This is a genomic window from Pseudomonas sp. UTLPPB19802 (assembly GCF_059730225.1).
In genome coordinates this window covers 6,394,181-6,406,173 of the sequence record NZ_AP048545.1, presented here as the reverse complement: position 1 = coordinate 6,406,173, position 11,993 = coordinate 6,394,181, and the positions used below count along the sequence as shown (strand labels likewise).

Sequence of the window (11,993 nt, the reverse complement as noted above, 5' to 3'; positions counted from 1 at the left end):
GCGGTCTGAAGGTATTGGTCACGGGCGCGACCGGTTTTGTCGGTCGTCATCTGGTCTCGGCACTTCTGGCGCGTGGGCACTCGGTACGGGCGGTAGCTCGCGATGCTCAGGTCGCAGGCAAGCTGCCGTGGATCGATGATGTCGAGTTCGTCGCGGCTGATGTGCATGTCGAAGACCTCGACCTGGCTAGCCTGAGCGCTGGTGTCGATGTGCTGGCGCACTTGGCCTGGCCGGGTTTGCCAAATTACCAGGCGCTGTTTCATTTCGAGCACAACCTGCTCGCCGACTACCGCTTCATCAAGCGGATGGTCGAGGCCGGCGTGCCCCAGGTGCTGGTCACCGGCACCTGCTTCGAATATGGCATGCAAAGCGGCCCGCTGAGTGAGGCGGCGGCCCCGCAGCCGAGCAATCCCTATGGCCTGGCGAAGAATACCCTGCGGCAGTTCCTGGAGACGTTGCGCCAGCAACTGCCATTCAATTTGCAATGGGCCCGGCTGTTCTACCTTTACGGCGAGGGGCAGAATCCCAACAGCCTGCTGGCCAGCCTGGATCGGGCAATAGATGCCGGTGCCGAGTGCTTCGACATGTCGGCGGGCGAGCAACTGCGCGACTACCTGCCGATCGAGGTTGCTGCCGGCTACCTGGCGCGCCTGCTGGAACAGCGGGATTTTTCTGGCGTGGTCAATTGCTCCAGTGGCCGACCGATAGCGGTCAGGACCCTGGTCGAACAACGGTTGCGCGAGCGTGATACGTCGATCGCCCTGAACCTGGGGCACTATGGTTATCCCAGCCACGAGCCCATGGCGTTCTGGGGCGTGGCGGATCGGCTGCGGCAGTTACTGGGAGTCGAACATGACGTATGAGTGGTCTCGGGCAGAAGGTCTGCCGGTGTGCCGGGAAGTGGAGCGCAGCGACATCATCCTGGGCTCATCGATCGAATTGGCAGTTTGGGGATAGTTATGCAAGACAAGTACGTTTCTGAACAGGCACGGTTCCTGCGGGATGCAGAGTCCCTGGGCGATCTGCTGACTGTGGTCATCGTCACCCACAATCGGCCGGCTTTCCTGCGCCGCGCGGTGGTCTACTACAGTGCCTTGCCTTGCAAGCTGCTGATACTCGACTCTTCGCCCGAACCATGCGTCGGTGTGGACGAGGGGCGCGATCGGGTCGAGTACCTGCACGTGCCTCAGTATGACTACTGGAAGATGCAGGACAAGTTCAGCCATGGCGTGATGAGCGTGAAAACGCCGTACATGACGTTTGCTCCCGACGATGACTTCATCGTCCATGACGCGCTTGACCAGTCCGTGGCCTTCCTGGAGGACCATCCCGACTATGGCATGTGTCACGGCTATTGCCTGATGTATCTGACACTGGCCAACAATGTCCTGTACTACCGTCGCGACAAGAAGGTCCACGAGGACTTCCCCGACGAGCGTGGGCAGGATCGGTTGTTGAAGTACATGGGCCAGTACGTGCCGCCGTTCTACGCGGTGCACCGGACCCAACTGATGCAGGACTGGTATTCGGCGATGCCACGGGGAACCAGTTTCCAGTGGCAGGAAATCGGCCACGTCTACTACATGCTGGCGCGGGCCAAGGCTCGCATCCTGCCGATCCCCTATGTGGTGCGCGAGCTCAACTACGGTGATTCGGAGCACGGGACCGAGGTCTACCACGCACTGTCCTATACCGACGCCAAGTCGACCGCGGAGCGCGAGGCGTTTGCCGACTTCCTGGCCACCTTGCCTACCGGCATCGAAGGCCTCGACCAGGAGCAGACCAGGGCCCTGGCCCTGGAGAGTTTCGAGGCCATGGTCGACAGCTTGCGCAGTGGTCGGGCGCTGACCGTCGAGATGATTTTCGACTCGACCTGGAACACGATCGACGAACCACCGCAGCGGCGTTTCGGGCCCAAGCAGTACGTGGAAATGCCGTTCTACAACCAGGGTTTCTTCGATAAGTTGACCCAGTTCGAGTTCCTGTTGCATGCCATGCCTGCTGGCCGCCTGCAGTTGCAGCGACTGGAGGCCGTTTGGGCCCGCCAGGAGGCGCTGATGCGCCCGCACAACAACGACACCCCGGAAAGTGTGCTCGACCGGCTCTGGCAGGCCCACGATTGCAACCTGTTCAATCGCCGGGTGGTCAGGGCCCTGGTGCAGCAGCTTGAAACCGTCGGCGAAGATGCCGAAGCACAGCGGCTCGCCGTCTGGAGCAAGCGCCTGGATGCGGTTTCCAGCAACGACAACCGCTCGACTTTCGATGGCATGCTCTCGGGGCGTCTGCTGCGGTGGCTCGATGCGCGTGAGCCGGATGCCAGCGAGCGTCAGGCGATTGCCGAGTACCAGGCGCGGCAGGGTGGTGGTCCGGTGTTCGGCCTGATGCTGCTGGACCTGGCGGATGATGTCGAGAAGTTGCAGGTGACCCTCGACAGTCTGCTTGAGGGCCACAGCAAGGCCTTCCGCATCGTGGTCTTCACCACTGGCGAGCCGCAGGCAGCAACCACTGTGCAGAACACCCTGCACTTTATTCGTGTGACCGAAGGCAATTACGTCGACAAGCTCAACCAGTTCGCCCGTCAGTCGTCCTGTGATTGGTTGCTGCTGGCGCAGGTTGGGGACGAGTTCACCGCCAGCGGCCTGTTGAAGGCCGGCCTGGAACTGCGCCATGCCGAAGGCTGCCGCGCAGTGTGCATCGATGAAGTCCAGCGCGATGCGGAAGGGGCGTTGAGCGATGTCTTCAGGCCGGGCTTCAACCCCGATCTGCTGCTGAGCGTGCCGGCCCTGATGGCGCGGCACTGGTTGATCCGGCGCGATGTGCTGGTCGACGCCGGTGGCTACAGCGCCGACTACAGCAATGCCCTGGAGTTCGACCTGCTGCTGCGGTTGATCGAACAGGGCGGCCTGGCCGGGCTGGCACACCTGGATGAGCCGCTGTTGATCTCGGCGAAACCGGAGTTGGTGGAAAATGCCCACGAGCGCTCGACGCTGCTGCGTCACCTCGGTGTGCGCGGCTACAAGGCCCAGGTCAACTCGCAGGAGCCGGGCACCTACATGATCGATTACCGGCACACAGAGCGTCCGCTGGTGTCGATCATCGTCCATGGTGCGGCGGATTTCGACCAGTTGGCGTGTTGCCTGAGCGCGCTGCTGTTGCGCACCCGCTACCTGAAATACGAGGTGCTGGTAGCGGATCACCCGAGCCGTAGCGAAGCCTTGTCGAGCTGGTTGCAGGGCCAGCCGCAGGCGAGCAAGGTCAGTGTGCTGCAGTCCGATTGGCCGAGCACCCCGGCTTTCTGCAATGCCGCGGCACGGCAGGCGAGTGGCGAATATCTGGTGCTGTTGGCCGCCGACAGCGAAGTGGTCAATCCCAACTGGATCGAATCTTTGCTCAACCAGGCGCTGCGTCCGGAGGTCGGGGTAGTTGGCGCCAAGTTCTACAGTTATGACGGCAAGATCTCCCAGGCCGGCCTGATTCTTGGCTTGAACGAGGGCGTCGACTCGCCGTTCGTGGGCGAGAAGAAGGATGCCAGGGGCTACATGCAGCGCCTGGCAGTCGAACAGAACTATTCAGCGGTCTCGGCGGCGTGCCTGATGGTGCGCAAGGCCCTTTTCGATGCAGTCGGTGGGCTGGACGAGGGCGATTTTGCCGAGGGCTTCAGCGAAGTCGACCTGTGCCTCAACCTCGGCCAGGCCGGTTACCTGGTGTCTTGGACGCCACAGGTGCAGGTCCTGCATCCCGGCGTACTACCCGAGGCCCCGCGAGCTCTGGCGGCCTTGCACGAGAAGTGGGCGGCCAACTTGCAGGCCGACCCAGCGTACAACTCGAACCTGGCCTTGAGTGGCAAGGGCTTCACCCTGGGGGCGGCCTATCATGTGGATTGGGCGCAGTTGCTGGTGTAGGCCGGCGCCCATGGGCGGGAACTCAGGGTATGCGCAAAAGTAAACCGTTGTTCATGACCGGCGCCGGCGAATCCGTCGCCGGCCATTTTCCAGCTCGCGTGGTCGAACCGTTTCGGCCGGAGAGGCAATCATGACGCCCTATCAGATTCCCTACGGTCACCAGAGTATTGAACAGGCTGATATCGACGCGGTGGTCGAGGTGCTCAAGTCGCCCTGGCTGACCCAGGGACCGACGATTCCACGTTTCGAGGCGGCCTTGGCGGAACACTGCCAGGCCGATTTCGCGGTGGCAGTCTGCAATGCCACCGCAGCCCTGCATATCGCTTGCCTGGCGGCAGGGTTGGGGCCAGGGGATCGCTTGTGGACCAGTCCGAATACATTCGTCGCCTCCGCCAACTGTGGCCGCTATTGCGGGGCCGAAGTGGACTTTGTCGACATCGATCCGCAAACCCTCAACCTGGACGCCAGCCTGCTGGCGCGCAAGCTGGAGGTTGCCGCCACAGCCGGTCGGCTGCCCAAGGTGGTGGTGGCCGTAGCCTTCGCCGGGCAGAGTTGCGATATGCGCGCGATTGCCGAGCTGGCCGAGCTGTATGGCTTCACCTTGATCGAGGACGCTTCCCATGCGGTAGGCGCCTCCTATCTTGGCCGGCCGGTGGGCTGCGGCGCTTATGCAGCAATGACCATCTTCAGTTTCCACCCGGTGAAGATCATTACCTCGGCCGAGGGCGGGATGGTGCTGACCAACCATCCCGAACTGGCTGAGCGCCTGCGTCGCCTTCGCAGCCACGGTATCACGGGTGATCCTGCGCAGATGAAGGTGCCTGAGCATGGCCTCTGGTATTACCAGCAACTGGAGCTGGGCTGCAATTACCGGATGACCGATCTGCACGCGGCATTGGGGTTGTCGCAAACGGCACGGCTCGACAGTTTTGTCGCCAGGCGGCGAGAGCTGGCGGCGCGCTACAACCGCCTGTTGGCGGACCTGCCGCTGGCCCTGCCGGTCACGCAGCCCGGGGCCGAGTCGGCCTGGCACCTGTATGTGGTGCGCCTGCAACTGGAACGCATCAAGGTCTCCCAGCGAGAGGTCTTCGAGACGCTGCGGGCTGCCGGAATCGGTGTGAACCTGCACTACATCCCCGTCCATCTTCAGCCGTACTACCGTGAGCAGGGTTTCAAGGACGGTGATTTTCCCGAAGCCGAACGCTATTTCGGCGAGGCGCTCAGCTTGCCGTTGTTCCCGCTGCTCACTGAAGAGGAGCAGGATTATGTCGTCGAACAGTTGAGAAACCTGGTCGCTTGAACGATGGTCATTGCTAGGAGGGAGAAGTCAGACATGCGTGAGTTCAGCGAGCAGGAGCATTTCTGGCACGGAGAATTCGGCGATCAGTACGTGGGCCGCAACCAGGGCCAGGGGCTGGTCGCTGCCAACCTGGCGCTGTTTACCAAGGCGCTGGCTTGCACAGGCCGGCTCGACAGTCTGCTGGAACTGGGGACCAACGCTGGCAACAACCTGCTGGCTTTGCACCAGTTGCTGCCTGACTGCCTGCTGCAAGGGGTGGAGATCAACGCCAAGGCCTGCGAGCAGGCCAATGCGCTGGGCATTGCCAAGGTTTGGCACGGTTCGCTGTTTGACTACCCACGAGAGCGTTGCTTTGACCTGACCCTGAGCAAGGGCGTGTTGATCCACCTGGCTCCCGAACTGCTGACGGCGGCCTATGAGCAGCTCTATCACTTGAGCGGCCGTTACATCCTGCTGGCCGAATACTACAGCCCGGTTCCGGTCGAGGTGTCCTATCGCGGCAACAGCGGCAAGCTGTTCAAGCGCGATTTTGCCGGCGAGATGCTCGATCGCTACGGCGACCTGCAGTTGCTCGACTATGGCTTCGGTTATCACCGCGACCGGCAGTTTCCCGTCGACGATGTGAACTGGTTCCTGCTGGAAAAACGCCCTTGAGCGCGGTTGCGATCATCCCGGCGCGCGGTGGCAGCAAGCGCATCCCGCGCAAGAACCTCAAGCTGTTCCATGGCGAGCCGATGATCGTTCGCTCGATCCGGCTGGCGCTGGCCTGTGGTCTGTTCGAGCAGGTGGTGGTCAGTACCGACGATGCGCAGATTGCCGAGGTGGCACGTGAACATGGCGCCCAGGTGCCGTTTCTGCGGCCGGCGACGCTGGCCGATGACTTCACCGGCACGGCGGCGGTGATCGCCCATGCCGTCGACGCCCTGGCACGGCAGGGGCAAGTGTTCGACTACGCCTGTTGCATCTACGCCACGGCGCCATTGCTGCAAGCGCGTTTCCTGCGCGAAGGCTTCGAGTTGCTGGAGCAGCATCCCGGGCGATCCTTTGCATTTTCCGTCTGCGAGTTCGGCTTCCCCATCCAGCGGGCCTTGACCTTGACCGGCGACGGAGCGCTGACCGCACTGTATCCGGAACACCGCCAAACCCGCTCCCAGGATCTGCCGCCAGCGTTCCAGGATGCCGGGCAATTCTACTGGGGCCGTAGCGACGCCTGGTTGCGGGGCGATGTGCTGTTTTCCGAAAAGAGCCTGCCAGTGTTGCTGCCGCGTCATCTGGTCCAGGATATCGACACGCCCGAGGACTGGCGCCGGGCGGAATACCTGTATTCAGCGCTGCAAGCCGGAGGGGAGTTGCAATCGTGAGGGTGTTGTTTCGGGCCGATGCGTCGGCCGCCATTGGCAGCGGCCATGTTGCCCGTTGCCTGACGCTGGCCGCGGTCCTGCGGGCCAGCGGTGCCGAGGTGCTGTTCGCCTGTCGGGAGTTGCCCGGTAATGCCCTGGCTCGCCTGGCTGCGCAAGGGTGGCCCTGCGTGACCCTGCCGGGCAATTATCCGGGCGAGGAGCCGGCGCAGGGCATCGAGGAGCCGTTGCCCTGGCAGGCCGATATCGATGCCTTGGGGCACGGCTTGGCGGGAGAACCCGAATTCGACTGGATCGTCGTCGATCACTATGGGCTCGATCACCGCTGGCAGACGGCCGCCCGCCGCTGGGCGCGGCGAATCGCGGCGATCGATGACCTGAACAACCGCCAGCATGCGGTGGACATCCTCTTCGACCAGAACTTCACTGCCGGCGACCCGGAATATGCCGGGCGCGCCCTGGGCCCGTGCCGGCAGTTGCTCGGGCCGCGCCATGCGCTGATTCGCGATGAGTTCCGTCGTGCTCCGGTCGAGATCAAGGCCCAGGCAAGTCGGGTGCTGGTGAATTTTGGTGGGCTCGACGGCGCCGGGGAGACCTGGAAGGCCATGCTGGCGCTGGCGGATTTCGACGATTTGGAAGTGGACTTCGTCGCTGGCACGGCCAATCCGCGCCTGGCACAGTTGCAGGCCATGGCGGCGGATCGTCCGTTGTGGCGGGTGCAGACCTTCGTCCAGGATTTTGCCCAACTGATGGCCCAGGCTGACCTGTTTATCGGGGCCGGGGGCGGCACCAGTTGGGAGCGTGCCGCATTGGGGCTGCCGACCCTGTGCATCGCCGTGGCCGAGAACCAGCAGGCCAATGCCGAGCGGCTGGCGGCGGCGGGGGCGCATCTCTATCTCGGCACCACCCAGGCGGTGGATGTCGACCGGTTGAAGCAGGCGGTGGGCTTCGTGCTGGGCAATGTCGGCTTGCGCCGCAGCCTGGCCGAGCGCTCGCGTGCGCTGGTCGACGGGCTCGGTGCCCGGCGTTTCGCGGTCGCCCTGTTGGGGGAGAGCCTCGACGTGCGACGGGTGACGCCGGAGGATTCCCGGCTGTTGTTCGAGGGGCGCAACCATGAATCGGTACGCCGTGCGTCGCTGAACAGTGCGCCGATAGAATGGCCGGCGCATCAGCTCTGGTTGGCGGCGAAGCTGCAGGATCGCAATTGCCTGCTGTTGATCGCCGAGTCGGGTGATGGCCCCGTGGGTGTACTGCGTTATGACCTGGCGGACGAGCGAGCCGAGGTTTCACTCTATCTGTTCGAGGGACGCATGGGCCTGGGTTGGGGGCGAGCGCTGCTGGCCCGTGGCGAGCAGGCCATGCGCGAACACTGGCCTCAGGTCACGGCGATTGATGCGCAGGTACTGCCGGACAATCCGGCTTCGATTGAATTGTTTTGTCACAGCGGTTACGTCCAGTCGGTCAGCCGTTTCGAGCGTGTAGTGAAGGAGCAGGCCCATGACTAGTTTCAAGATCGGTCAACGCGTGATCGGCCCGGATGCTCCACCCTTCGTCATTGCCGAAATGAGCGGCAACCACAACCAGTCGCTCGAGGTCGCCTTGCAGATCGTCGAGGCGGCGGCCAAGGCCGGCGCCCATGCGCTGAAATTGCAGACCTACACCGCCGACACCATGACCCTGGACCTGGCCGAAGGCGAGTTTTTCATCAAGGACCCCGGCAGTCTCTGGGCCGGTTCGTCGCTCTACGAGCTGTACGAGAAGGCCCACACACCCTGGGAATGGCATGCACCGATCTTTGCCCGGGCGAAGGAACTGGGCATGCTGGCGTTCTCCACGCCATTCGACGAGACGGCCGTGGACTTCCTCGAAAGCCTCGAGGTGCCGGCCTACAAGATCGCCAGCTTCGAGAACACCGATCTGCCGCTGATTCGCCGAGTGGCCGCGACGGGCAAGCCGCTGATCATCTCGACCGGCATGGCCAGTGTCGCCGAGCTGGATGAAACGGTACGCGCCGCCCGCGCCGCGGGTTGCCAGGACCTGGTGCTGCTCAAGTGCACCAGTACCTATCCGGCATCGCCGCTCAACAGCCATATCCGCACCATTGCCCATTTGCAGCAGTTGTTCGGCTGCCAGGTGGGGCTGTCCGATCATTCCATGGGCGTGGGGGTGGCGGTGGCGGCTGTCGCCCTGGGTGCCACCGTGGTGGAAAAACACTTCACCCTGGACCGTGCCGCCGGTGGCGTGGATGCCAGCTTCTCCCTGGAGCCGGCCGAACTGGCCAGCCTGGTGGTGGAAACCGAAAGGGCCTGGCAGGCCCTGGGCCAGGTGCGCTATGGCGTGACCGAGGCGGAGCAAAAATCCCTGGTCTACCGCCGCTCGCTGTATGTCGTGCAGGACATCGCCCAGGGCGAGCCATTCACTGCGCAGAATGTGCGGGCGATCCGCCCTGGCCTGGGGCTGGCGCCAAAACATGTCGATGGCGTGCTTGGGCGCAACGCTCGTGTGTCCCTGAAACGCGGTACTCCCCTGAACTGGTCGTTGATCGAATAGCTCCTTTGGCGCAGATTCGGGCAAAATAGGCGTGACTTGTGAGTCATGACGCGCATCTTCACTGTATTGTATTTGCCGGGGATGCGGGCGCCTGAGCCTTTTGGATCGGTGATTGCCCTTCTAATCCGCCGTTTTCGCCCCATCTTGGGGTGACGGAAAATCCCTGTTGATCGGCGCCCCTCGATGCCTGCGAGCGGCGATATTCAGCTGTTTATTATTGGGAATTCATAATGATTGGCATAAAAAGCATTGCCAGTTACGTGCCGACAGCCGGCGTGGACAACTACGCTCAGGGTGCCAAATTCGCCAAGGATGAAGAGTTCATCCTGGGCAAGATCGGATCCGCCTTCCTGCCGCGCAAAGACGCCGGGCAGGAAACTTCGGACCTTTGTGTCGAGGCGGTGAACGCCTTGTTCGCCAGCAATCCGCAACTCAAGCGCGAGAGCATCGATGCGCTGATCGTCGTTACCCAGAACGGTGACGAGGAAGGCTTGCCGCATACCGCGGCGATCGTCCAGGACAAGCTCGGCCTGCCGACCCATGTGGCGGCGTTCGATATTTCCCTGGGTTGCTCCGGCTACGTCTATGGCATCTATGCCATGAAGGGCTTCATGGAGGCGGCCGGCCTGAAGAATGGCCTGCTGGTCACCGCCGATCCGTATTCGAAGATCGTCGATCCGGAAGATCGCAACACCACCATGCTGTTCGGCGATGCCGCGACCGCGACCTGGATGGGTGAAGATGCGCCCTGGCAACTGGGCAAGTCGAAATTTGGCACTGACGGTTCCGGTGCGCCGCACCTGAAGGTCAGCGACGGTGTGTTCTTCATGAACGGTCGCCAGGTGTTCAATTTCGCTCTGCTCAAGGTACCGGCGCACTTGCACGAACTGCTCGACGATTCGGGCCTGCAGCCTAGCGATATCGACGCCTTCTGCATCCACCAGGGCAGTGCGGCGATCGTCGATGCCGTGGCGCGGCGCTTCGAGGGTGAGCCGGAGAAGTTCATCAAGGACATGGTCGAGACCGGCAACACCGTGTCGTCGAGCATTCCGCTGCTGTTGGAGAAGCATGTGCTCAATTCGGGCTGGAAGCGCGTAGCCCTCAGCGGCTTCGGCGTTGGCTTGTCCTGGGGGTCGGCGATCATTCATCGCCCTTGATCCTATAGGGTTGCAAAGTAGCGCTCCGGGTGAGTTAACCTTGAGCGCTATTTTTTTGCGCGGAGCGAGGCAGGATGAGCGATAGCTTTGAGCGGAATGCACGGATCCTCGAGGCACGCTGGCCGCAATTGTGGCAGCGCCTGCTGGCCGAGGATGGCGACGGATTGGCAGTCGAACTGGTCGAAGGGATGGGCTCGACACTGAGTGTCGGTGGCGTGCAGTTGACCAGTCGGCATGACCGTATCGCCGAGGCGCGCCTGCAGGCTTCGACCCTGCCGCCCGACAGTGCGACCCTGCATGTCTACGGTACCGCGCTGGGGGATCTGCAGCAGGTGCTGCTGGAGTCTCCGCAAGTGCAGCGGCTGCACGTGCATATCCTCAATGGCGCGTTGTTCAAGCGGGTGCTCGGGTTGCTCGAACAGAGCGACTGGCTGACCGATCCGCGGGTCGAGCTGAGCTACGCTGCCGACCATCCGGAAATCCTCTTTCCGTTTTTTGCATTGCCGGCCGAGCTGGTCCTGGCCGACGACTGCAACGCCCGTATGCGCGATCGGTTGGTGGGCGAAGTGCACTTCAGCTTCAACAACCGCGAATTCGATCCGCAGTCCCCGGAGATCCTGAGGCGCCTTGACGAGAGTCGCGAGATATTTGCCGCCGATCGCGATGTCGCCGAGCTGTTCGCCACGCAGGCGGGGCAACATGTCTACGTGATTGGCACCGGGCCCAGCCTTGAGCAACAGTTCGACAAGTTGCGTGCGGTTCGTGCCCGGGCGCAGCGGCCGTTGTTCATCAGTGTCGACACTGCCTACCGTCCGTTACATGAGCAGGGTATCGAGCCCGACCTGGTGGTGAGCATCGACCAGCGCATCGGCTTTCGGCACCTGCCGCCAGAGGCATCGGCGGGCATTCCCCTGGTCTACATGCCCATGAGCGATCCCGAAGTGCTCCGGGCTTGGCAGGGGCCGCGCTTTGGGGCCTATTCCGCCAGTCCGGTCTATGGAACGGTTCGCCAGCAGTTCAACCGCGGCATGCTCTATGTGGGGGGCAGCGTGCTGCATCCGGCAGTGGACCTGGCGGTGAAGATGGGCGCTGCGACGATTACCCTGTTTGGCGCCGATTTCGCCTTTCCGATGAACAAGACCCACGCTGGCTGGAACGATGGAGAGCTGGGACCTGGGGTCAACGAGGCACGGCATTGGGTGTTGGATGGCAAGGGGCAGCGGGTGCGGACGCAATTGAATTTCCGTCGTTATCTCTGCGAGCTGGAACGTTACATAGCCGCGCATCCGCAGGTGCGTTTCCTCAACAGCAGCCGGGCGGGCGCTCAGATCATCGGCAGTGGGTTCGATGGGGAGTTCGTACAATGAGGTCCTATGAATACGCGATCAACGAGGCTCGGCGTTGTGCGGCACTGTTCCGTTTCGGTCGGGATGTCGAGGCCGCTCTGTCGATGGTCGAGGTATTCGACGGTATCCAGACTCTGCTGCAGCGGGAGTCTGTCGATGTCCAGCAGATGTGGGCGCAATTGCTGCTGTCGATGTTCGGCTCTCAGGAACGTCAGGATTGGCTGTGCCTGGCGGACACCTTGCAATACGAATTGATGGAGTTGCTAGAGGCGGTGCAGGGCGAGCGATGAGGCTCTGCTGACGAACGGTTGGATGCAAGCGGTTCCCTGGCGCCATTTTTCCTCGGCGCTTGTGCGCTAAGCCCTTGTTTTCAGAGGGGT

10 protein-coding genes are annotated in these 11,993 nt (G+C 62.6%); all 10 read left to right on the top strand.

Annotated features, from left to right (window positions below):
- The first annotated feature begins 5 nt into the window (after positions 1-5).
- A complete protein-coding gene (locus tag AC6I6U_RS28020) occupies positions 6-863 on the top strand; it encodes an NAD-dependent epimerase/dehydratase family protein (protein ID WP_497883119.1) in 858 nt (285 codons plus the stop codon).
- 96 nt (positions 864-959) lie between these two features.
- Complete coding sequence (locus tag AC6I6U_RS28015; protein WP_497879222.1) at positions 960-3,902, top strand: TIGR00180 family glycosyltransferase; 2,943 nt, start codon at positions 960-962, stop codon at positions 3,900-3,902.
- Positions 3,903-4,032: 130 nt separating this feature from the next.
- Positions 4,033-5,202: a UDP-4-amino-4,6-dideoxy-N-acetyl-beta-L-altrosamine transaminase gene (gene pseC / locus AC6I6U_RS28010; protein WP_497879221.1), complete on the top strand. Its 1,170-nt coding sequence runs from the start codon at positions 4,033-4,035 to the stop codon at positions 5,200-5,202.
- Positions 5,203-5,235: 33 nt separating this feature from the next.
- A complete protein-coding gene (locus AC6I6U_RS28005) occupies positions 5,236-5,856 on the top strand; it encodes a pseudaminic acid biosynthesis-associated methylase (protein WP_497879220.1) in 621 nt (206 codons plus the stop codon).
- Positions 5,853-6,563 carry a pseudaminic acid cytidylyltransferase gene (gene pseF, locus AC6I6U_RS28000; protein WP_497879219.1) on the top strand — a complete coding sequence of 237 codons (711 nt, stop codon included), beginning with the start codon at positions 5,853-5,855 and terminating at the stop codon, positions 6,561-6,563. Before AC6I6U_RS28005 ends, pseF begins: the two co-directional genes overlap by 4 nt.
- Positions 6,560-8,065, top strand: a complete 1,506-nt coding sequence (gene pseG, locus AC6I6U_RS27995) for a UDP-2,4-diacetamido-2,4,6-trideoxy-beta-L-altropyranose hydrolase (RefSeq protein ID WP_497879218.1) — start codon at positions 6,560-6,562, stop codon at positions 8,063-8,065. Before pseF ends, pseG begins: the two co-directional genes overlap by 4 nt.
- On the top strand, positions 8,058-9,110 hold the full coding sequence (gene pseI / locus AC6I6U_RS27990) for a pseudaminic acid synthase (RefSeq protein WP_497879217.1): 1,053 nt from the start codon (positions 8,058-8,060) through the stop codon (positions 9,108-9,110). Before pseG ends, pseI begins: the two co-directional genes overlap by 8 nt.
- A 230-nt stretch (positions 9,111-9,340) precedes the next feature.
- Entirely contained in the window at positions 9,341-10,267 is a 927-nt protein-coding gene (locus AC6I6U_RS27985; RefSeq protein WP_497879216.1) for a ketoacyl-ACP synthase III, read from the top strand.
- A 74-nt stretch (positions 10,268-10,341) separates the two neighbouring features.
- A complete protein-coding gene (locus AC6I6U_RS27980) occupies positions 10,342-11,634 on the top strand; it encodes a motility associated factor glycosyltransferase family protein (protein WP_497879215.1) in 1,293 nt (430 codons plus the stop codon).
- Positions 11,631-11,903: a hypothetical protein gene (locus AC6I6U_RS27975; protein WP_497879214.1), complete on the top strand. Its 273-nt coding sequence runs from the start codon at positions 11,631-11,633 to the stop codon at positions 11,901-11,903. Before AC6I6U_RS27980 ends, AC6I6U_RS27975 begins: the two co-directional genes overlap by 4 nt.
- The last annotated feature ends 90 nt before the right edge of the window (positions 11,904-11,993 follow it).